This window comes from Flavobacterium degerlachei, assembly GCF_900106645.1.
GTDB lineage: Bacteria > Bacteroidota > Bacteroidia > Flavobacteriales > Flavobacteriaceae > Flavobacterium > Flavobacterium degerlachei.
Window position 1 is genome coordinate 86,494 of sequence record NZ_FNMV01000015.1, and the last position, 23,719, is coordinate 110,212.

Below are 23,719 nucleotides of genomic sequence, written 5' to 3' on the forward strand. Positions count from 1 at the left end.
TAAAATTGTAAGTTTGTTTTAAACAATCTGTTATTTTTTTTAAAAAAATCCAAGGATACATAAATGAAAGACGCAACGCTTAAACAAATTGCAACCCAATTAGGAGTTTCTATAACAACTGTATCAAAGGCGCTAAAAAATTATCCAGATGTTAGTGCAAAAACAAAGAAGACAATCGTTGATTTAGCTAAAAAACTAAATTACACTCCAAATAGCTTTGCTGTTAACTTAAGAACAAAAGAGTCTACAACTATAGGTGTTATTGTCCCAACTATTGATTACAATTTTTTTTCCAAAGTATTAGAAGGTATTTTGGCCGAGGCTCAAAAAAGAAAATACCTAGTTATTATATTACGCTCCAATGAAAAACTAGATATAGAAAAAAAGCAAATTGAACTTTTGCTCAATAAACGAGTAGATGGAATTTTAATATCACTCTCAAATGAAACTGGGGACTTCGGTCACATAAAAAATATAATCAATAACAAAACACCACTTGTACTTTTTGACAAAATTGCAAAATTAATAAACTGCTCAAAGGTGACTATCAATGACCGTAAAGCTTCCTATGATGCAGTAAACTACCTTATTAAAAAGGGACATAAAAAAATTGCTCATTTTAGAGGATCTTATATGCCTCAAAATTCTATAGATCGTTTTCTAGGATATAAAAAAGCACTAGAAGATAACAACATTATCTATAATCCCTCCTTAGTATACGTTTGCGACAACAATACTGATTTTGAAGACGGTTATAAAAATGCTGAAAATGCTGTAGCTGAACATCCTGATTTAGATGCGATCTTTGCTGTAACAGACTTAGTTGCTGTGGGCATTATTAAATACTTAAATGATATAAACATAAAAATGCCAGAACAAATAGCCGTTTTTGGTTTTTGTAATTCATTTATGTCTGAAATTATAACTCCCAAGCTTACCACTATAGACCAACCTGGGTTCGAAATAGGCAATAGAGCTGCTGCTATTCTATTTGATGAGATTGATTTAGAAAGGAAAGATAAACCTGTAATTTTTCAATCAATAGAACTAGAAACAAGTATAATCGAACGAGGATCTGCTTAACATCCGATTATTCATTATTCTAGCATCTCAAACTAGACACTTCTTATTACATCTCTTTAAAAAGTAACAAAATTAAAATAAAGGATAAAACTCAAAGTACTTTAACCTGTACCAAATTTAATTAATCAATTTAACAGAAACCTTCGATTAAAATTAATACCTTGGTAATGAAAATGAGAATAAAAATTCATACTTGAAAGAATTTTACACCATAATCAGAAATTAAAGCTATCGAATAATTATAATGAAATATGCTTTACACCTTAAAATATTAGAAATTTAGTTCATGAAAGATATCACTCTTAAAGAAATTGCCTCTAAACTGGGTATTTCAATAACAACCGTTTCTAAAGCATTAAAAAATTATCCCGATGTTAGTGAGAAAACTAAAAAAGCGGTAGTTGAACTTGCCCAAAAGTTACATTATACCCCAAATAGTTTTGCCGTTAACTTAAGAACAAAAGAGTCAAAAACTATAGGGTTAATAATCCCAGAAGTAATGCATCACTTTTTTTCGAATATCATCAACGCAATTATTGATGAAGCAGAAAAAAACGAGTATTTAGTAATTATTTTACAGTCAAATGAGACCTTAGCACTCGAAAAAAAGCAAGTAGAATTATTGATAAACAAGAGAGTTGATGGAATTTTAATGTCACTTTCCAATGAATCAAATAACGACGACCATATAAAGGAAATAATTGAGCGCAATATACCCTTTGTAATGTTTGACAAAATCTCAAAACTTTCAAAATGTTCTAAGGTAATTATCAATGATCAAAAAGCAGCTTTCAATGCCGTCCAGCATTTAATTGATAGTGGTTGCAAAAAAATAGCTCATATACGTGGCCCCTTAAATCCTCAAAATGCGATTGACCGTTTCATTGGATATAAAAAAGCATTAGAAAAAAATAACATCCCTTTTGATTCAAAGCTTGTCTATACTTGTGAAAACGTTACTTTTCAGGAAGGTGTTGATTTTGCAAAACAAATTATAGAGGAACATCCTGATGTAGACGGCATATTTGCTATTACTGATTTAGTTGCAGTAGGGGTTTTATCGCATTTTAACGATAACAATATAAAAATACCTGAACAAGTGGCTGTAATAGGTTTTAGCAACTGGTTTATGTCACAAGTATTGACTCCCAAACTGAGTACTGTTGATCAACCAAGTCATTTAATGGGTGTAGAAGCTTTTAACTTACTGCTAGAAGAAATGCATTGCCATAAAGAAGGAACTACGTTCACCCCAAGAACCATCGAGCTAGAAACTAATACAATTATTAGGGAATCCTCTATGAGAATTCGCTAAAAAAAATTCACTCTTTTCTTCAAAATTAAGTTTTTAGAAAACTATTTTAAAAAGTCAATATTTCTTTTTATCCCTAGAAATTTTGATCTTTTTAAAGGCGAGTTTTTAAATACTGCTTTAAACGTTTCTTCAGTAATTTCCTCCCAATCTTTTTTCGACATTGCTAATAAATCGGGATTAGGATTAAATAGAGGTTCATTGTTTGGTTTTGAAAATTTGTTCCAAGGACAAACGTCCTGACAAATATCACAGCCAAAAGCCCAATCATCAAATTTACCCTTCATTTCTTGGGGTATATTCTCTTTTAGCTCAATTGTAAAATAGGAAATGCATTTACTACCGTCCACCACATAAGGAGCCACTATAGCTTCTGTAGGACAGGCGTCCAAACAGGCGGTACAGCTCCCGCAATGATCTGTTGTAGCATGGTCATAATCCAATTCTAAGTCAATTATGAGCTCCGCTATAAAGTAAAAGGAACCTACTTTCTGCGTCAATAAATTACTGTTTTTACCAATCCAGCCTAAACCGCTTTTAGCGGCCCAAGCCTTATCTAAAACTGGTGCCGAATCAACAAAAGCACGACCAGAAACTTCGCCAATTGTACTTTGAATAGAAAAAAGAAATTCCTTTAGCTTGTCTTTTATAACCGAGTGATAATCTTGGCCATAGGCGTACTTGGAAATTTTATACGAATCCAGATTTTGACATTGTTCAGGGTAGTAGTTCAGTAAAAGAGAAACGACGCTTTTAGCATCATCGACAAGCAATGTTGGATTCAGTCGTTTATCAAAATTATTTTCCATATACGACATCTGACCATGGCTATTGTTCTTCAACCAATCTTCAAGCCGTGGCGCATCTTGTTCTAGAAATCCAGCCTTAGAAATACCACAAGCCAAAAATCCGAGACGTTTAGCTTCGGATTTTATATATTCAGTATGTTTCGTTTTTGAAATAACGTAATTATTAACGGGTTTACAATAGCCCTGATAGTAGCGTAAATCCTTGTGGGGCGGGCATCTATGCCCCACAAGATTGAAGCGAATAGCAGGAAAAAGCTCCTGAAATTAAAATAATCCGCCTTGTACATTCGTTTTAACTCTACCTAAGTGTTTATAGGCTTTATCAGTCACTTCCCTACCCCTTGGTGTTCTCATTATAAAACCTTCTTGAATCAAGAAAGGTTCATATACTTCTTCAATAGTTTCACTACTTTCAGATACGGCAGTTGCCAATGTAGACAATCCTACCGGACCACCTTTGAATTTATCAATAATGGTTGTCAGAATTTTATTGTCCATTTCATCCAGTCCATGAGCATCAACATTTAAGGCTTTTAAAGCATATCTTGCTATTTCAATATCAATTGTCCCATTCCCTTTTATTTGAGCAAAATCACGCACACGACGCAACAAAGCATTGGCGATACGAGGTGTTCCTCTACTTCTACCCGCAATTTCGATTGCAGCTTCCATAGAAATGGGCATTTTTAAAATAGATGCACTACGTTCCACTATTGTAGTCAGTAGTTCAGCAGTATAATATTGTAGTCTTGATGATATTCCAAAACGAGCCCTCATAGGAGCCGTAAGCAAACCAGAACGAGTTGTTGCTCCAATTAGCGTGAATGGATTTAAATTGATCTGAACAGTACGTGCATTTGGCCCTGATTCAATCATAATATCTATCTTGAAGTCTTCCATTGCTGAATACAGATACTCTTCAACAATTGGACTTAAACGATGGATTTCATCTATAAATAATACGTCTCTTTCCTCAAGATTAGTCAGAAGACCTGCTAAATCACCAGGCTTGTCTAAAACGGGACCTGAAGTGATTTTAATCCCAACTTGTAACTCATTAGCCAAAATGTTTGCCAAAGTAGTTTTTCCCAAACCTGGAGGGCCATGAAAAAGAGTATGATCTAAGGCTTCATTCCTTTGATTCGCTGCTTCAACAAAAACTTTCAGGTTCTCTAATATCTGATCTTGACCCGCAAAATCATCAAATGATAATGGTCTTAATTTTTTTTCAAGATCAAATTCTTCCGAATTATAACCGTTTGTTGTTGGATCTAGATTTTCATTCATGTAACAAAGATAGCAAAGGAATTTTGAATTATAATTTATAAATTATAATTACAAGAAAATTAAAAGTGGGAACTACTATAAATAGTATAGCGAAAAAAAAGCCCCTACTTACGTAGAGGCTTTATATTTTTTTTAATGGTGTAAAACTTCTTCACCGGGTTTCATAGGTACTGTTTGAGGAACGAAATCTTCATCATGACCTGGATTACTATAATCATAAGGCCATCTGTGTACTTCTGGAATTTCACCTGGCCAGTTACCATGAATATGTTCTACTGGAGTAGTCCACTCTAATGTATTTGATTTCCAAGGATTTTGTACTGCTTTCTTACCGTAGAAAATACTACTAAAGAAGTTATATAAAAACACTAATTGAAAAACACCACCAATTAAGGCGAAAGTCGTTATCAAAACATTTACATTTTGTAAATCATCAAATAATGGAAAGTTCGTGTTTGTGTAATAACGTCTTGGTAATCCAGCTAATCCAATAAAGTGCATTGGGAAAAATACTCCATAAGCACAGATTGCAGTTACCCAAAAATGAACATATCCTAAATTTTTATTAAGCATTCTACCGAACATTTTTGGAAACCAGTGGTAGATACCAGCAAACATTCCGTAAAGAGCAGATATACCCATTACCAAGTGAAAGTGAGCTACAACAAAATAAGTATCGTGAACATTTATATCTAATGTACTATCTCCAAGAATAATTCCAGTTAAACCGCCTGTAATAAAGGTAGAAACTAATCCAATTGAAAACAACATCGCTGGATTTAATTGCAAATTACCTTTCCAAAGAGTTGTAATATAATTAAATGCTTTTACTGCTGAAGGAATCGCAATCAATAATGTCGTAAAGGTAAACACAGAACCTAGGAATGGATTCATCCCTGAGATAAACATATGGTGACCCCAAACAATCGTTGATAAAAACGCAATTGCTATAATTGACATGATCATCGCTCTGTATCCAAAAATTGGCTTACGTGAGTTAGTTGCAATAATTTCAGAAGTTATTCCTAATGCTGGTAAGATTACAATGTAAACTTCAGGGTGACCTAAGAACCAGAATAAGTGTTCAAAAAGAACTGGAGAACCACCTTGGTAATGCAAAACTTCTCCCGCAATATAAATATCAGACAAAAAGAAAGAAGTACCAAAACTTCTATCAAAAATTAATAATAAACATGCTGATAAAAGAACTGGAAACGAAACGACCCCAATAATAGCAGTTACAAAGAAAGCCCAAATTGTTAGAGGCAATCTAGTCATAGACATTCCTTTTGTTCTTAGATTAATTACCGTAACAATATAATTCAATGAACCCATCAAAGATGATGCAATAAAGATTGCCATAGAAGTCAGCCACAAAGTCATACCCATTCCTGAACCAGAAATTGCTTGTGGCAATGCACTTAAAGGAGGATATATAGTCCAACCTGAATTTGCTGGTCCTGATTCAACAAATAAAGAGCATATCATGATTACACTTGATAAAAAGAATAACCAATAGGAAATCATATTCATGAATCCGGAGGCCATATCTCGCGCTCCAATTTGAAGTGGAATCAATAAATTACTAAAAGTTCCACTCAATGCCGCGGTAAGTACAAAAAATACCATAATAGTACCGTGAATTGTAACTAACGACAAGTATATATCATTACTCATAACACCATTAGGTGCCCATTTGTCTCCTAATAAAATATTAAATATCCTAAAAGACTCTTCTGGCCATGCCAATTGCATTCTAAAAAGCATAGACATTCCAACACCAATAATCCCCATTACAATACCCGTAAGAAGATATTGCTTAGCAATCATTTTATGATCAATACTAAAGATATATTTAGTAATGAAAGTATCTTTATGATGGTGTTCGTGTTCGTGATCGTGTCCGTGATCGTGACCTTCTGCTGACATATATGTTTACTTTAAATTTTCTTAATAATTATTTCATCGCTATTTTAGAAACAGCTACCGTATCATTTGATTTTAAAGGAGTCTCAGCTCCTTCAACAGCTGCAGGAGCACTTGCTTCTTTCAGTTGTTGCGCTAAGCTTACTTGCTCAGACAACCATTTCTTATAATCTTCTGGTGTATCCACTACAATTTTCATTTGCATGTTATAATGAGAAGAACCACAAATTTTATTACAAAGAAGTAAATAATCAAATGCGTATGGATCAAGAGCCACATCTCCTTTAGCTACTAAAGCTAAACTTTTCTTAGATCTTAACGAATTGATATTAGCAACTTTTTCAATCATATAAGGCAACTCTCTATATTCTGCTGTAGTATAAATTGGCTCGAAAGCAAATTCAGTAACCATTCCAGGAACACAGTTCATTTGCGCTCTAAAATAAGGCATGTAAGCTGAGTGCAAAACATCTTGCGATCTCATTTTAAAGTGAATCTTTTTACCTTTTGGAATATGCAATTCAGAAACAACGATATCATCTTGTGCATATGCATCTCCCATATCTACACCAAGTGTATTAACACCCTCAATATATCTAACGTTTGCTTTTCCAAGAACATTGTCAGCTCCAGCAACCCTAGCGGTCCATTTAAATTGTTGAGCATAAAGCTCTACAACTACTGTATCCTCTTCATCATCAATAAACATGATATTTGTCCAAGCATACAAACCATATAGTATCAAACCTGCCAAAACTACTGCTGGAATCACACTCCAAATTGCCTCTAACTTATTGTTATCAGCAAAATATAATGCTTTTTGATCTTTTTTACCTCTGTATTTGAAAGCAAAATAATGCAATAACACTTGAGTAATCGCTTGAACAATAAAAATAAGAATCCAAGTAATATTCATTAGATTATCTACCTGACCTCCATGAGCTGAAGCTGGCGTATGAAGAACTAAAGGTCCCCATTTAAATAATCCATAAATTGTAAAAATATAGATAAAGGCTAAAAAGCCAAACATTAAATATCCTTGTACATTATTATCATTATCGGAAGCTATCTGCGAACTATCCGTATCTGAACCTACCTGAGTAAGGTCGAATATTTTAGTCAATTGCCATAAAGCAACAGCTAATAAAACTAAAACTATAATTACCAACAAACTTGTCATCTGTTTACTTCTTTAAATATTAATAATGAAAATGTTTACTCTCTTCTATAAAAGGATTTCTTTTTGGTAACAAAGGAGCTTTAGTTAATGCTGTGAACACAGTAAAAATAAATAATCCTAGAAAGAAAAGAACTGATGCAATTTCTGAAACTCCGATAAACCATCTGTCTCCAACTGTTCCCGGCATAATCATATTGAAGAAATCAATATAATGACCAGCTAATATTACTGTACCTGCCATAACAAGTACCCAAGAGATTCTTTTGAAATCTGTATTGATTAATATCAAAATTGGGAAAAGGAAGTTCATAACAACTGCTCCAAAGAACGGTAAGTTATACAACTGAATTCTTGTAATGAAATACGTGATCTCTTCAGGAATATTTGCATACCAAACTAACATGAACTGTGAGAACCAAAGGTAAGTCCAGAAAACACTAAATCCGAACATGAATTTGGCTAAATCGTGTATATGACTTGTATTAACATATTCTAGGTATCCTTTTGATTTCAAATACAAAGTAACCATACATATTGTTGTAATACCACTTACAAAGAAACTTGCAAATACATACCATCCAAATAAAGTACTAAACCAGTGTGGGTCAATAGATAAAATCCAATCCCAAGACATAATAGACTCTGAAACGATAAAGAAAACCAAAAACATTGCTGATATGTTGAAATTCTTTTTGTAGAAACTATCGTCATTAGATTCATCCTGTGCTAAACAGTTTTTAGCAGCATAGTATCTGTAGACATTCCATCCTATTAAAAATATACCAGCTCTAACGATCCAAAAAGGAAAGTTTAAGTAACCTGACTTACCAGCAATAAGCTTATCATGAGCAACTACTTCAGGATCTAACCAAATAAACAGATGGTTAAAATGCAATCCACATAATACTAAAATAACGAAAAATATTACAGAACCCCATGGTAAATAAGCGGTAATTCCTTGCATCACTCTAAACAATACTGGAGACCAACCTGCTGATGCAACTTGTTGAATTGCATAAAAAGCAAGAACTCCCATTGTAACAAGCAAAAAGAAAATACAAGCAACATACAATGCAGCCCAAGGCTTGTTTTGCAATTGGTGTAATACATGCGTTAAATGCTCATTATGTTCCGAAGCCTCTTTTGCGTCAGCATGACCTTCTTTTGCCACATGACTTTCGCCAGCAGTTTCAGTAACCTCATGTTTAACTTCTTCATGACTTTCCATAGCCGCGTGACTTTCGCCAGCAGTTTCAGCAACCTCATGTTTTACTTCTTCATGACTCTCTGCAGCAGCATGACTTTCGCCAGCAACTTCAGAAGCATCATGTTTAACCTCTCCATGTCCTCCATGGCTTTCAGAAGCGAGCATAAGCTCGACTTCGTGAATATCTTTTGGTGCAGTTAAAAAACCATATCCAATTCCTAATAGACCTAAGGCCATTAAGATCATTGAGAAAGTCTTTAATTTACTTGAAAATGTATACATATCTTTTACGATCAGTTTGTTCAACAATTATAATTGGCTTTTTAGTTTTAGAACATAGTCGGCAACTAACCAACGTTCGTGGACACTTAATTGATTAGCATGAGAGCCCATTGCATTTAAACCATAAGTCACAACGTGAAAAACACTTCCTTCAGTGATGACTCTGTCCTTATAACTAGGGACACCAAGGAATTTTTCTCTTTCGACTAATTTTCCTTTTCCGTCTCCAGCCGAACCGTGACAACTAATGCAATAAATATCAAAAAGCGCCTTTCCTTTATCAGAACCTCTATCTAAAGAGTCAAGCGGCGATTTAAGGTTTGCTTTAGCCAACTCATATCCTTCTGGCGTATTTTCATAATCATAAGGTTCAAAACCTCTATTTATTGTTCCATGTGCAGGAAGCTGACCTTCTTTTCCATTGGCAAAAGCACTAGATTCTGAATATGTTTCATAGCCTACTGACTCATACATATTAGGAAAGTACTGGTAGTTCGGTGCTGAATTATTATGACAAGATGCTACCAAAATAGTGATGCCAAATAATAGTGTTATTTTATATACCCTTTTCATATCTAAATTAATGCTTTTCTATTACTTTAACTTCTACAGCTCCCGTAGTATTTAAAAAAGAAACTAATTCTTCTTCATTATTGTTAACAGATACTTCCATAAGGAAATGATCATCTGTTGTTCTAACATCGGGATTTTCTGCTTCTTTAAAAGGCCACAATTTACTTCTCATGTAAAAAGTTACGACCATTAAATGCGCTGCAAAAAACACGGTCATTTCAAACATAATTGGCACAAATGCAGGCATGTTTTCAATATAACTGAAACTTGGTTTACCACCAATATCTTGTGGCCAATCCTGGATCATTATAAAATTCATCATAGCTGTTGCAACTGATATCCCTACACAACCGTATAAGAATGCACATATAGCTAATCTAGTAGGCGCAAGTCCCATCGCTTTATCCAAACCGTGTACCGGGAATGGAGAAAAAACCTCTTCAATATGATGATGGGCTGCTCTGGTTTTTTTAACCGCATCCATCAATATATCATCGTCATTATAAATGGCGTAAATTACTTTATTACTCATGATGTAAATCTTTATTAGCTGCTCTTTCTCTAATATAATTATCTCCTGTTGCTTTTAATATTGTTTTAACCTCTGCTTGTGCTATCACTGGGAAAGTTCTTGCATACAATAAAAACAAAACAAAGAAGAACCCTATTGTTCCTATGAATATTCCAATATCAACAAATGTAGGTGAAAACATTGTCCATGATGATGGTAAATAATCTCTGTGCAATGAAGTAACAATAATTACAAATCTTTCAAACCACATACCGATGTTTACAACGATCGACATGATAAAAGAAAACATAATACTTGTTCTTAATTTTTTAAACCACATAAACTGAGGCGAAAATACATTACAAGTCATCATTGACCAATATGCCCACCAGTAAGGCCCAGTTGCTCTATTTAAGAAAGCGTATTGTTCATATTCTACTCCAGAATACCAAGCCATAAAAAGCTCAGTAATATAAGCAACCCCGACTATAGAACCTGTAATCATGATTACAATATTCATTAATTCGATATGCTGGATAGTAATGTACGCCTCTAGGTTAGAAACTTTTCTCATGATAATAAGCAATGTGTTTACCATAGCAAATCCTGAGAAAACCGCACCCGCAACAAAGTATGGAGGGAAAATGGTAGTATGCCATCCAGGTATTACAGATGTAGCAAAATCCATCGATACAATCGTATGTACAGATAGTACAAGTGGCGTAGCTAATCCTGCAAGTACCAAAGATACTTCTTCAAAACGTTGCCAATCCTTAGCTCTACCGCTCCATCCAAAACTTAATATAGAATAAACTCTTTTATTAAAAGGAGTAATCGCTCTATCTCTTAGCATGGCAAAATCAGGTAATAAACCAGTCCACCAGAAAACTAATGAAACTGACAAATAAGTAGAAATTGCAAATACATCCCATAATAAAGGCGAGTTAAAATTCACCCATAAAGATCCGAATTGATTCGGAATTGGAAGTACCCAAAATGCTAACCATGGACGACCCATGTGAATAATTGGGAACAAACCTGCTTGCACAACTGAGAAAATTGTCATTGCTTCTGCAGATCGGTTAATTGCCATTCTCCATCTCTGACGGAATAATAACAATACTGCCGAAATTAATGTTCCTGCATGACCAATACCAACCCACCAAACGAAGTTTGTGATATCCCATGCCCAACCAACTGTTTTATTTAATCCCCATGTTCCAATTCCTGTAGATACGGTGTATATGATACAACCTATTCCCCAAAGGAAAGCGGCTAATGCGATTGAAAATACAATCCACCAATGTTTGTTTGCTTTACCTTCAACAGGCGCAGCTACATCTACTGTTACGTCGTGATAAGTTTTATCACCTATAACTAAAGGTTTTCTAATGGGAGCGTCGTATATATGAGACATAATCCTTTAAATTGATTTTATATTTATTAAGTATTTCTAACTTTAACGTGATAAATCACATTTGGTTTTGTTCCGACATGCTCTAAAAGATGATACATTCTCTCATCCTCTGACAATTTAGTAACTTCAGATTCTTTATCATTTACATCCCCAAATTTCATTGCTCCATTAGAACAAGCATTTGAACACGCTGTTTGAAATTCTCCATCAACAACAAGTCTTCCTTCTCTTTTTGCATTTAAAATAGTTGCTTGTGTCATTTGAATACACATAGAACATTTTTCCATAACTCCACGAGAACGAACATTAACATCTGGATTCAAGACCATACGACCTAAATCATCATTCATATGGTAATCAAACTCACTGTTTTTGTTATACAAGAACCAGTTAAAACGACGCACTTTATACGGACAGTTGTTTGCACAATAACGAGTACCAACACATCTGTTGTATGCCATATGATTTTGACCTTGACGGCTATGAGAAGTTGCCGCAACTGGACAAACTGTTTCACATGGTGCATGATTACAATGTTGACACATTACAGGTTGAAAAGAAACTTGAGGATTATCTCCCGCTTTTTCCATTTCATTAAACGTAGACAATGAGTCAGACAAACCAGCTATATTTTCTTTTCTTTCATTATCCCCTTCAAAAGTATCTTCAGAAGAATAATATCTATCAATACGCAACCAGTGCATATCACGACTTCTCCTAACTTCTGATTTACCTACTACAGGAACATTGTTTTCTGCATGACAAGCAATTACACAAGCACCACAACCGGTACAAGCGTTCAAATCAATAGAAAGATTGAAATGATGTCCTACTGAACGATCAAATGAATCCCATAAATCTACTGAAGTTGCTTTTACTTCTTCATGGTTCAAAGATACCATTGGAACTTCATTCCAAATTTCAGCATCTTTAGTATTGAATATCTCCAAAGTAGTTTCTTTGATAATATCCCCTCTACCCATCAATGTTTTTTGACCTTGAACACAAGCAAACTCATGCTCTCCGGCAGCTTTCTCAAATGTCACAGATTGCACATCATTAAAACCTTTATATAAAGGATAAGCGTTTAAACCTACCTGCATTTCTTCTTTTAAAGCCGCTTTACGACCATAACCTAAAGCCAATCCAATTGTTCCAACAGCTTGACCTGGTTGAACGATAACTGGTACATTCTCTAATTTCACACCGTCAGCAGTAGTAATGGTAGCATAACTTCCATTCAATCCACCGTTAGCAACGATTTCGTTAGATAATGATAATTGTTTAGCATCAGCATTCGAAACGGTAACATAATTATCCCAAGACACTCTAGTGATAGGGTCTGGAAACTCTTGCAACCAAGGGTTATTAGCTTGTTGTCCGTCACCCATTCCTGTTTTAGTATATAATACTAATTCAAAACCAGCGGCAGCTTTTGATTGTGCTAATGCATTTGCAGCAGAAGTATAATCAGCTGAACCACCAAATAGTGATTGAGAAACTCCAACGGTAACACCATCATGCAATACTTTATTCCAAGAAGTACCAGAAACAAACGCTGACGAACTTGCTTTTAAATAGTCATAATAAGCACCAGACATTCCGTTCAACGACATTAAAACATCTTGAAGTTGTTTTGTATCGAATAAAGGACGAATCGTCGGCTGAGTCAAACTATAAGTTCCTTTGGTAAGACTTAAATCTCCCCAAGCTTCTAAATAATGAGGAACTGGAGCAGCAATAGTACTAACTAATGCAGTTTCATCTTCCTTCAAAGTTAAAGAAACAGAAGTTTTAACCTTTTTAAGCCCTTCAACAAATGTTGCAGAATCAGCTAAAGTATAAACTGGGTTAACACCACTCATTATTAAAGTATGAACGCTTCCCGCTTTCATATCCTTAACCAACTGCGCCACTTTTTCGTTTGAACCTTTTCTTATTTGTCTTGCACCAGAAGTAGTAAAAGCTTCACTAGCCAATACTTGATTAATAGCCAAAACTAATAATTGAGCGTTTTTATCTTGGATACCAGAAACTAAAAGCCCTTTTGATCCAGCAGCTTTTAATTGTTGAGCAGCTTTTGTTACTTCAGATTTAAATTTAGCATCCAAATTCACAGCAACAGATGAACCTGTCACAACATTATATAAATGTACTAATGCTTGTTTTTGATTTGCAGTTGACATAGCCAAACGCTTATCAGCAGCAGCACCAGATAAAGTCATGTTCGCTTCCATTTGGATGTGACGTGACATTTTTCCGTTTTTAGGAATTCTTCCTTGCGTATACCCTGAATCGTATCCACCACCTTGCCAATCCCCAAGGAAATCAGCTCCAACAGATACAATTAGAGAAGCTTTTGAAAAATCATAATCAACTAAAGCTCTTTCACCGTATACAGTTTCAAAAGCATCTAATGCCTCAGAAGAAGATACTGCATCATAAATCACATGCTTAGCATTTGAATTTAAAGCAATAAATTCAGCTATCAACTTTTCAGTTGACGGACTTGCTAAAGTATTAGTTAATAAAACTACTTGACCTCCATTAGCCTTAGCATCTGAAAGACTTGATTTAATTTTTGCATCTACCGCAGACCATGTTGAATCTTTACCTTCAACTTTAGGCTCTTTCAAACGCATATTATCATATAATGACAATATAGAAGCATGAATTCTAGCATTAGCTGAAAATTTCGCCCCTTCAATAGTATTGTTATCTATTTTAATAGGACGCCCTTCACGTGTTTTCACAAGAAGATTCGCGAAATCAAAACCATCAAAAACAGAAGTAGCATAATAATCTGCAACTCCAGGAATGATTTGTTCTGGTTGTAATACATAAGGTATCGACTTGTTCACAGGACCTTCGCATGCCGCAAGCGTTGCTGCTGCAGTACTAAATCCTACGTACTTTAAAAAATCACGACGTGATGTTGAAGATGACATTGCGTCATTATTTCCCAAGAATTCTTCAGTAGGAATTGCTTCAACAAATTCGTTATTTCTAAGCGCCTCAACAATAGAACCATTTTCAAGTTCTTCAACACTTTTCCAGTATTTTTTGTTTGATGACATTGTATATAAATATTAAAATCTTAATAATTTGATTAATAGTGGCATTTTCCGCATTCCAATCCACCCATTTGAGCAGCAGTCAACTTATCTACACCGTATTTTTTAGAAAGCTCTTCATGAATTTTATCATAATATTCATTCCCTTTCATTTTAACTTCGGTCTTTCTGTGACAGTTAATACACCAACCCATTGTTAAAGGAGCAAATTGTTTTTGAATTTCATAAGTCTCTACAGGACCATGACAAGTCTGACATTCTATTCCAGCAACAGTAACGTGTTGAGAGTGATTAAAGTAAACGAAATCAGGTAAATTATGAATACGTACCCATTTAACTGGCTGAGATTTTCCAGTATAAGACTGAGTAGACTTATCCCATCCAACTGCAGTATATAATTTTTGAATTTGCTCATCGTAGAATGCTTTGCTGTACTCAGGAGTAGCAGTTGACTCAGCAACTTCAGCAATATTCTTATGACAGTTCATACAAACATTCAAAGAAGGAATTCCTGCATTTTTACTAACCCTAGCAGCAGAGTGACAATACTTACAGTTAATCTCATTATCACCAGCATGAATCTTGTGAGAATAATGAATTGGCTGTATTGGCTCATAGTCTTGATCAACACCTACTTGCATTAAAAAGCCATACACAAAATAAGCACCAGCTAACATTAAAAATATTGTAGTCACCAAAACCAAAAATTGATTTTTAGCAAAAGCTTTCCATATTGGCATAGTTGGCTCTTTCGGAGCAACTTCAATTCCGTTTGCTTTAGCAACTTTTCTTAAAACATTATTAACTAAAAACAACATAACAACTAACATCGCCATAACAAGCGCAAGAGCACCTAAAATAACAGCGTTAGAAATACCACCCTCTTGCGGAGCACCGGCTACTGTACCACCAACGGCAGCAGCAGGAGCTTCAGCTTTTGGCTCTGAAGTATACGCAATAATATTATCAATATCCCCTTCTGACAAAGCAGGAAAAGCAGTCATTGGAACCTTGTTATTGGCTTCAAACACTTTTACAGCTGCAGCATCTCCAGATTTTATCAAATCTGCGCTATTATGAATCCATTTGTAAAGCCACGGCATGTCATGTTTTCCAGAAATCCCCCTTAACGCAGGACCTGTTGACTTAGCGTCAAGTTTGTGACACGCAGCGCAATTTGAATTAAAAAGTTCTTTACCCTTTACTGGGTCACCACCTTGTGTGGCTACTGGAACTTCAGCTGCGGGCGCTGGAACAGCAACTTGCGCAATTGAAGTTAAGGAAAAAGTCAGCATTAAAGCTAAACTGAAAAACATTTTCCTTGAGGTCGAATTATGGTTACCCACCTTTTTCATAAAGTATAATGATTATCTACTAAAAATTGGCACAGTTTTCTCTATAAACTCTTATAGTAAAACTGTTCCTTTATTTTAAACTTCGACAAAAATACGATTTATGAACTATTCACAAAACCTTAAAATAATCTTAATTTCAATTTATATTTATTCTAAATAATAAATTTGCTTTACAATCTTCCTTTAAATACTATTTTTGCCTAAAAACCATTACGTTATGAGAATTTCACCCATACAGAAAGCCCTTTTCTACTCCTTTGCATTATGTATTATCACCCTCAATTCTAGAGCTCAAGATCGAAAAGTCACCCTAACTCAAGATTCAAAGTTTGAACAATTGCTGAATGAAAAAAGAAAAATTAACACCTCAATAGCTGTAAATGAGCGATATAAAATTCAGATCTTTAGTGGAGATGCCGAAAAATCCAAAAAGACATTGAATGACTGCAAACAAAATTTCACTGACCTTGACGGAACCATCGTTTTCAACACCCCAAATTACAAGGTTTGGATTGGAAATTTCAGAACTCGAATAGAGGCAGAACGCAATTTGATTGAAATCAAGAAAAAGTATGAGACTGCTTATATCATAAAACCGCAGAAATAATCTGACAGAAATAAAACCACTAAATAGTCATAGCAAAAAAGCCACTTCGTTACGAAGTGGCTTTCTGTTTTTAACAGCGTTGCAAATACTACCTTTTAATTTAAATAGAAACACGCTGCAAGCAAGTATCAAAATTTCGTAGAGATGCTTCATAATTATTTTCCGCTATTACCAAATAACTAACCAATAAATAACCGAATCGTCTTTTAAATTGATTGCATAGCCTCTACTAAATCCATCCTTCCATCCGTTAGGCATATGCCAAGCACCTTGATGAAATTTTTCAGAACAACAATGTTTAGGCTCCGCTTCAATTAAATATATTACATAAGATCTATTTAACAAATTATAGCTATTCTCATCAAAATCACTTACGTCATAGAAATTAGGTAGTGGAACTGCACCTTGGTGCTCTATTTGTGTTTTAAATTGCTTATAATTATTAGTTATGCTTAGTATATTGGAATCTCTCAGGTATTTATTTACAATATAATATGACGTATCTGAGTATATTATTTTTCTAGAAACAGAAATCAACGAGTCAATTTTCGCCTTGGATTCTTTCTGTTTTACAATTAATTGCGAAGCTGAATATTTTGACAAATAAGTATATTGACTCACATAATCAGATTTCAATTCCTTTTCTTCTGGGAAATGTTTCGTCAACCCTTTTGGGTATTTTTCTAAGAATTGTAAATAGCTAAATTTCATTTTAGACCCTTTAACAGACTTATCTTGGCAGGATAAAACAAAAATGCAAGCAAATAATATTAAGCACAACTTGAATTTATTCATAAACTATTTTTTAAAAGCTTTTATAATATCATCAATAAGCTTTACAACAATAGGTATAAATTATAATTAATCAATACAGTACCTATAATTTGTGTTGTAATCAATTATTTAACTATATACCTCATTCTTATTGTCACTTCCATTCTATTGCGATAGCAACTTGTTACAATCCTTAGCTGAAAAGTCTAGCTGTGTAATTACTTAAAACAAATCTAATATGAAAATATCCAATTCAATGTTAACTTCAAATGAAAACAAAGCTTCTAGCACTGCAGGAACCCTAGCCCCGATAGAAGTGGAAATCCTTATTGTTTTCTTTCAAAAACAATAAGATTGTAACGAATAGCGGGAAATAGCTACTGAAAATATTTGACGCCCTCCAATTCATTATTTACTATAAACAAAAAAATCCCGACGAATCGGGATTTTTAAAATATATGTAATTGAATTCTATTTCAATTTCTTTTTGATTGCTACTTCATGGTACGCTTCAATAACATCTCTTTCTTCGATATCATTGTAACCTTTAATTTGGATACCACAGTCATAACCTTTGGCTACTTCTTTCACATCATCTTTGAAACGTTTCAGTGCAATTAGCTCACCTGCATGAACCACAACTCCGTCACGGATAATTCTGATTTTAGAGTTTCTGGCGATTTTACCGTCCATAACCATACAACCTGCGATTGACCCCACTTTAGAGATTTTGAATATCTCTCTAATTTCAGCAGTACCTAGAATTTCTTCTTTCATTTCAGGAGCTAACATTCCTTCCATTGCATCTTTCAAGTCATCAATAGCTGCGTAGATAATAGAATAGTAACGGATATCAATTTCTTCTTTGTCTGCTAACTGTCTTGCATTTCCTGCAGGACGAACATTAAATCCGATAATGATTGCATCAGAAGCAGAAGCTAACATAACGTCAGTTTCAGTAATTGCTCCAACACCTTTATGTATGATATTAATTTGAATTTCTTCAGTAGATAATTTAGAGAACGAATCAGATAATGCTTCAACAGAACCATCAACATCTCCCTTAAGGATCACGTTCAATTCTTTAAATTGACCTAATGCAATTCTACGTCCAATTTCATCTAACGTAATATGACGTTGTGTACGAACTGATTGTTCACGCATTAATTGAGAACGTTTTGATGCAATTTGTTTTGCTTCTTTTTCGTCTTCAAAAATATTGAACTTATCACCAGCTGTTGCTGCTCCATCTAAACCTAGAACAGATACTGGAGTAGAAGGCCCTGCTATAGTAACAACATTTCCTCTTTCATCATGCATCGCTTTGATCTTACCATGATGCTTTCCAGCCAACATATAGTCACCTACTTTAAGTGTACCATGTTGTACTAATATTGTAGATACATATCCTTTCCCTTTATCTAGGAAGGCTTCAACTACAGTTCCTTGAGCCGCTTTGTTTGGATTCGCTTTTAAATCTAAAACTTCCGCTTCCAATAAAACTTTTTCTAATAATTCTTTTACTCCAGTTCCTACTTTTGCAGAGATGTCTTGAGATTGGTATTTTCCACCCCAGTCTTCAACAAGTAAATTCATACCTGCTAATTTCTCTTTAATTTTCTCCGGATTAGCATTTGGCTTATCCACTTTATTAATTGCAAATATAATTGGAACACCTGCTGCTTGAGCATGGCTAATAGCTTCTTTAGTTTGTGGCATGATATCATCATCCGCAGCAATCACAATAATAGCAATATCTGTAACTTGAGCTCCACGTGCACGCATTGCAGTAAACGCCTCGTGACCTGGTGTATCAAGGAAAGCTATTTTTTGACCGTTATCCAAAGTTACTCCGTAGGCACCAATATGTTGTGTAATTCCTCCAGATTCCCCTGCAATAACATTTTCTTTACGAACATAATCCAGTAAAGATGTTTTACCGTGATCGACGTGACCCATTACAGTTACGATAGGAGCTCTGAAAACTAAATCTTCTTCCTTATCTTCTATAACTTCTACATTCTCTTCAATATCAACAGTAATAAATTCAACTTCATAACCAAATTCATCAGCTACGATTGTCAATGTTTCTGCATCAAGACGTTGATTCATGGTAACCATGATTCCAAGAGACATACATGTTCCAATAACCTTAGTAATTGGCACATCCATCATTATTGCAATTTCACCAACAGTAACAAATTCAGTAACCTTAATAGTTTTACTTCCTTCGTCTATTGCTCTTTGCTCTTCATCAGATTTTTGACGGTGCGTATCTCTTTTGTCTCTTCTGTATTTAGCCGCTTTTGATTTACCACCTTTTTTACCTTGTAGTTTCTCTAAAGTCTCACGAATTTGGTTTTTAACTTCCTCTTCCGTTGGCTCTACTTTCGCAACAATTGCTGGTCTGTTTCCTTTTACGAATCCAGGTCTAGCACTTCTATTGGCGTTATAACCACCCCCACCAACATTTGGTGTGATTTTGTTAGGGTTTGGTGCACCAGGAACTCCAGGAGGTCTAGGCGTACCAGGTTTTGGCGCTATTCTTTTGCGTTTATTTTTATTAGCATTACTTGCCGCACTACCAGGTGCTCCCGGTTTGTTTGGAGTAATTTTAGGCTCTTCTTTTTTCTTTTTCGGTTTATTAAATTGAGACAAGTCAATAGTTTGTCCTGTTAACTTAGTACCAGAAAGCTTTTGATATTGAGTTGTTATAGCCTCTTCAATAGGAGCTTCTCCTGTTTTAGGAGCTGCTTTAGCTTCTGGAGTTACCTCTTTAGCTACTTCAGCAACAACTTCAGCTTTCTCCTCCTTTTTAGGAGACTTAATTCCAACAATAGGTTTTATCTCTTTTTTGTCTGAATCAACTTTATCTTGTACAGTTTCTTTAACAACTGGTTTTTCAGCTACAACTTCCGCTTTAGGGGCTTCAGCTTTAGGAGCCTCTGCTTTTTCAACAGGAGCTTTAGCCGGAGCTGCGGGAGTTTTCTTAGGACCAAGATCTATTTTACCAACCTGAACAGGTCCAGCAATAACAGCTCTCGCTTTTATAACTTCTTGTTGTTGCTTAAGGATCTCTTCGTCATGCTTGCGCTTATCTTCAATTTCCTTTTCTCTCTCAACACGCAAAGCCTCTTTCTCTTTTCTCTTCTCTTCGCCTACTTCTTTCGAAGCCTCTTTTTTCCCTCTGTCACCTGCAAACTGACCGCACAAGACATTGTATACATCATCAGAAATTTTTGTGTTTGGATTTGCTTCAATAGCAATTCCTTTATCTTTTAGATAATCCACAGCTCTTTCCAAAGAAATATTCAATTCCCTTAAAACTTTGTTTATTCTAATAATTCTCTCTTCAGACATAAAACCTTTTTATTATTACCTTTTTTGTTATTCCTCACTTTAATCATTACTCAATCTTACGACCTAGAAAATTATAAAGTGGCATGTTTATCGTTGAAGAACCATTGACTAACTGTCAAATTCTTCTTTCAATATTCTCATTACATCTAGAATCGTTTCCTCTTCTAGGTCTGTTCTTCTTACTAAATCCTCTACTTCTTGTTTTAGAATACTTTTTGCTGTATCCAATCCAATTTTAGCAAATTCTTCAATAACCCAGTCTTCAATTTCATCTGAAAACTCAGTTAACTCAACATCATCATCATCAGCAGTTGCGCCAGCAACATCACCTTCGCGAATAACGTCTAACTCATAACCAGTAAGTAACCCTGCTAATTTAATATTATGACCACCTCTACCAATCGCTTTCGAAACCTCTTCTAGTTTCAAAAACACTTCGGCTCTTTTAGTCTCTTCATTAATTTTAATAGAAGATATTTTCGCAGGACTTAATGCTCTTGTTATATATAATTGAATGTTACTAGTATAATTAATAACATCGATATTTTCATTTCCTAATTCACGTACAATTCCGTGAATACGCGATCCTTTCATTCCAACACAGGCTCCAACTGGATCAATTCTGTCATCATAAGAATCTACAGCTACTTTCGCTTTTTCACCTGGAATTCTTACAACATTTTTAACCAATATCAATCCGTCAAAAACTTCAGGAATTTCTTGTTCAAATAATTTCTCTAAAAACTTCTCAGAAGTTCTAGACATAATAATTTGAGGTTTATTTCCTTTTAGCTCAACACTTTCAATAATACCACGAACGTTATCTCCTTTACGGAAGAAATCAGATGGTATTTGTTTTTCTTTTGGCAAAATGATTTCGTTTCCTTCATCATCAACCAAAATAACTACTCTAGGTCTCACATGGTGAACTTCAGCAGTGTATATTTCACCAATTAAATCTTTAAATTGCTTGTAAAGATTGGTGTTGTCATGTTCGTGAATTTTAGAAATTAAATTTTGACGCAAAGCCAAAATCGCTCTTCTTCCCAAATCAATTAACTTCACTTCCTCAGAAACATCTTCCCCAATTTCAAAGTCAGGTTCGATTTTTCTAGCTTCTGTCAACGTAATTTCTTCGTTTTCAAAATCTAGGTCTTCGTCAGCAACGATTACTCTTCTTCTCCAGATTTCCATATCTCCTTTATCAGGATTTATGATAATATCGAAATTATCGTCTGAACCGTATTTTTTTTTCAATGCATTTCTAAATACATCTTCCAAAATTGCCATAAGCGTTACACGATCAATAAGTTTATCATCTTTAAACTCTGAGAATGAATCGATTAATGCTAAGTTTTCCATGCGAATTCTTTAATTAAAATGTTACTGTAACAATTGCTTCTTTTATGTCTCCATAAGGTATTTCAAGGGTCTTTTGAACCGTTTCTTTACCTTTTCCTATCTTTTTGGGCTCTCTTGCTTTCCACGACAAAATTACAAAATCATCATTAGCTTCCACTAATTCTGCCTCTATATTTTCTGTATTAGTTTTCACAATCAAGGTCCTACCTACGTTTTTCTTGTATTGTCTGATGTGCTTTAATGGAGAAGAAACCCCCGCTGAAGCCACCTCCAAAGAAAAATCTTGTTCTTCTCTGTCTAAATTGTTTTCAATTTCACGACTGATATCAATGCAATCCTGCAAAACCACACCATTGTCATCATCTAAAGTTATAATAACTTTAAAAGCGTCCGTGATCGTTAGGTCAATCAAAAAAAGTGATTCCTTTTCTGAGAGCGCCTCTGTCAACAATAGATTTACTTTTTCTTTAAATGTCATATTTTTATAAAAAGAGGGGACATTTAGTCCCCTCATTACTTAGATTTTAATAAATAACGGTGCAAATATAGTGTTTTTTTTATAAATTGAATTGATAGATTGCTGTTAAAATATTTCTTATCTTTATTGAAGCATTAAAATAAAGGTTTTTACCATAATTAAATCCTTAAAATTATGAAACGAATTCTAGTTCCAACAGATTTTTCAGCACATGCAGAAAATGCATTAAGAGTAGCCGCGCAAATTGCAAATAAAACGAATGGCGAAATATTCTTACTCCATATGATAGAAATTCCACACCAAATGAACGACGCTATCACTGGCGCAACTGGATTTCCCGACATTATTTTATTCATAGAGAAAACTAAAGAAACCCTTTCTAAACTAAAAAGCCAAACCTTTTTAAACGGGATCCAAGTCACGGAGTCTGTAGAATTTGAAAAAGCGTCTACAGGAATATTAAAATTTACCAATAAAAATAAAATAGATTTAATTGTTATGGGATCTCATGGTGTTTCTGGTATCGAAGAAGTCCTAATTGGCTCAAATACTGAAAAAATAGTGCGTTTATCTGAGGTTCCAGTACTAGTTATTAAAAAAAATACCACTGAATTTAAGCCCACCAACTTTGTTTTCGCTTCAGATTTCTCAAAAGAAATAAAAAAACCATTTAAAAAGATGATCAAATTCGCCTCACTTTTTAACGCTAAACTTAGTTTAGTTATGATATGCACGCCAAATAGTTTTAAACCCACAGCGCTTTCAGAACAAATCATAAACGACTTCATGGCAAGTTTCGAGATTAAAAACTACAGCACCCATATTTACAATGATGTAAACATTGAGCAAGGAATTCGCAACTTCTCTAATTCAATTAATGCCGACCTAATAGGATTATGCACTCATGGAAGAACAGGTTTAGCACATTTTTTCACCGGAAGCATTAGCGAAGACTTGGTAAATCATACCGTTAAACCGGTAATCACTTTTAAAATTTAACCAGAACCTGGATCAGGAACAAAACCTCGGGAGGATTTAATAAAAATATAGATATTTGCAGAGCAAAACAATAATAAATGGATTCATTCGAGCTTTTAAAATTTGTGCTTCCTGATTTTCTAA

18 protein-coding genes are annotated in these 23,719 nt (G+C 34.6%); 4 read left to right on the plus strand and 14 right to left on the minus strand.

What is annotated here, in order from left to right; translation table 11 throughout:
- Positions 1–63 precede the first annotated feature (63 nt).
- Positions 64–1,083, plus strand: a complete 1,020-nt coding sequence (locus BLV91_RS14410) for a LacI family DNA-binding transcriptional regulator (RefSeq protein ID WP_091434509.1) — start codon at positions 64–66, stop codon at positions 1,081–1,083.
- Between the two features lie 286 nt (positions 1,084–1,369).
- Positions 1,370–2,398 carry a LacI family DNA-binding transcriptional regulator gene (locus tag BLV91_RS14415; protein WP_091434511.1) on the plus strand — a complete coding sequence of 343 codons (1,029 nt, stop codon included), beginning with the start codon at positions 1,370–1,372 and terminating at the stop codon, positions 2,396–2,398.
- 41 nt (positions 2,399–2,439) lie between these two features.
- Here the strand turns inward: BLV91_RS14415 and queG are convergent, their stop codons facing one another.
- The 10 genes from queG to BLV91_RS14465 form a co-directional block, all read right to left on the minus strand.
- Positions 2,440–3,357: a tRNA epoxyqueuosine(34) reductase QueG gene (gene queG / locus BLV91_RS14420; protein ID WP_091434556.1), complete on the minus strand. Its 918-nt coding sequence runs from the start codon at positions 3,355–3,357 to the stop codon at positions 2,440–2,442.
- 111 nt (positions 3,358–3,468) lie between these two features.
- Positions 3,469–4,491 (minus strand): Holliday junction branch migration DNA helicase RuvB, encoded by a 1,023-nt coding sequence (gene ruvB, locus BLV91_RS14425; protein ID WP_091434513.1) that lies wholly within the window; start codon positions 4,489–4,491, stop codon positions 3,469–3,471.
- 132 nt (positions 4,492–4,623) lie between these two features.
- A complete protein-coding gene (locus BLV91_RS14430) occupies positions 4,624–6,420 on the minus strand; it encodes a cytochrome c oxidase subunit I (RefSeq protein WP_091434515.1) in 1,797 nt (598 codons plus the stop codon).
- A 28-nt stretch (positions 6,421–6,448) separates the two neighbouring features.
- Complete coding sequence (locus BLV91_RS14435; RefSeq protein ID WP_091434517.1) at positions 6,449–7,597, minus strand: cytochrome c oxidase subunit II; 1,149 nt, start codon at positions 7,595–7,597, stop codon at positions 6,449–6,451.
- 19 nt (positions 7,598–7,616) lie between these two features.
- Positions 7,617–9,086 (minus strand): cation-translocating P-type ATPase, encoded by a 1,470-nt coding sequence (locus BLV91_RS14440; RefSeq protein ID WP_091434558.1) that lies wholly within the window; start codon positions 9,084–9,086, stop codon positions 7,617–7,619.
- 27 nt (positions 9,087–9,113) lie between these two features.
- Positions 9,114–9,659: a c-type cytochrome gene (locus BLV91_RS14445; RefSeq protein WP_091434519.1), complete on the minus strand. Its 546-nt coding sequence runs from the start codon at positions 9,657–9,659 to the stop codon at positions 9,114–9,116.
- Positions 9,660–9,666: 7 nt separating this feature from the next.
- Entirely contained in the window at positions 9,667–10,191 is a 525-nt protein-coding gene (locus tag BLV91_RS14450; RefSeq protein ID WP_091434521.1) for a DUF3341 domain-containing protein, read from the minus strand.
- Positions 10,184–11,587: an NrfD/PsrC family molybdoenzyme membrane anchor subunit gene (gene nrfD / locus BLV91_RS14455; protein ID WP_007137467.1), complete on the minus strand. Its 1,404-nt coding sequence runs from the start codon at positions 11,585–11,587 to the stop codon at positions 10,184–10,186. Before nrfD ends, BLV91_RS14450 begins: the two co-directional genes overlap by 8 nt.
- 26 nt (positions 11,588–11,613) lie before the next feature.
- Positions 11,614–14,664: a TAT-variant-translocated molybdopterin oxidoreductase gene (locus tag BLV91_RS14460; protein ID WP_091434523.1), complete on the minus strand. Its 3,051-nt coding sequence runs from the start codon at positions 14,662–14,664 to the stop codon at positions 11,614–11,616.
- Between the two features lie 32 nt (positions 14,665–14,696).
- Positions 14,697–16,016, minus strand: a complete 1,320-nt coding sequence (locus tag BLV91_RS14465) for a c-type cytochrome (protein ID WP_091434525.1) — start codon at positions 16,014–16,016, stop codon at positions 14,697–14,699.
- A 217-nt stretch (positions 16,017–16,233) separates the two neighbouring features.
- Between BLV91_RS14465 and BLV91_RS14470 the strand changes: the two genes are divergently transcribed.
- The gene (locus BLV91_RS14470; RefSeq protein WP_091434527.1) at positions 16,234–16,623 is read left to right on the plus strand and encodes an SPOR domain-containing protein; all 390 of its coding nucleotides are present in this window, start codon (positions 16,234–16,236) and stop codon (positions 16,621–16,623) included.
- A 168-nt stretch (positions 16,624–16,791) separates the two neighbouring features.
- On the opposite strand, the gene BLV91_RS14475 is transcribed toward BLV91_RS14470, so the two are convergent.
- The 4 genes from BLV91_RS14475 to rimP form a co-directional block, all read right to left on the minus strand.
- On the minus strand, positions 16,792–17,334 hold the full coding sequence (locus tag BLV91_RS14475) for a hypothetical protein (RefSeq protein WP_091434529.1): 543 nt from the start codon (positions 17,332–17,334) through the stop codon (positions 16,792–16,794).
- A gap of 534 nt (positions 17,335–17,868) precedes the next feature.
- Positions 17,869–20,757: a translation initiation factor IF-2 gene (infB, locus tag BLV91_RS14480; RefSeq protein ID WP_091434531.1), complete on the minus strand. Its 2,889-nt coding sequence runs from the start codon at positions 20,755–20,757 to the stop codon at positions 17,869–17,871.
- 108 nt (positions 20,758–20,865) lie between these two features.
- Positions 20,866–22,119 carry a transcription termination factor NusA gene (gene nusA / locus BLV91_RS14485; protein WP_091434532.1) on the minus strand — a complete coding sequence of 418 codons (1,254 nt, stop codon included), beginning with the start codon at positions 22,117–22,119 and terminating at the stop codon, positions 20,866–20,868.
- 13 nt (positions 22,120–22,132) lie between these two features.
- Positions 22,133–22,597 (minus strand): ribosome assembly cofactor RimP, encoded by a 465-nt coding sequence (rimP, locus tag BLV91_RS14490; protein ID WP_175514019.1) that lies wholly within the window; start codon positions 22,595–22,597, stop codon positions 22,133–22,135.
- A 174-nt stretch (positions 22,598–22,771) separates the two neighbouring features.
- Here rimP and BLV91_RS14495 point away from each other — a divergent pair, with 174 nt between their 5' ends.
- Complete coding sequence (locus BLV91_RS14495; protein ID WP_091434537.1) at positions 22,772–23,596, plus strand: universal stress protein; 825 nt, start codon at positions 22,772–22,774, stop codon at positions 23,594–23,596.
- The last annotated feature ends 123 nt before the right edge of the window (positions 23,597–23,719 follow it).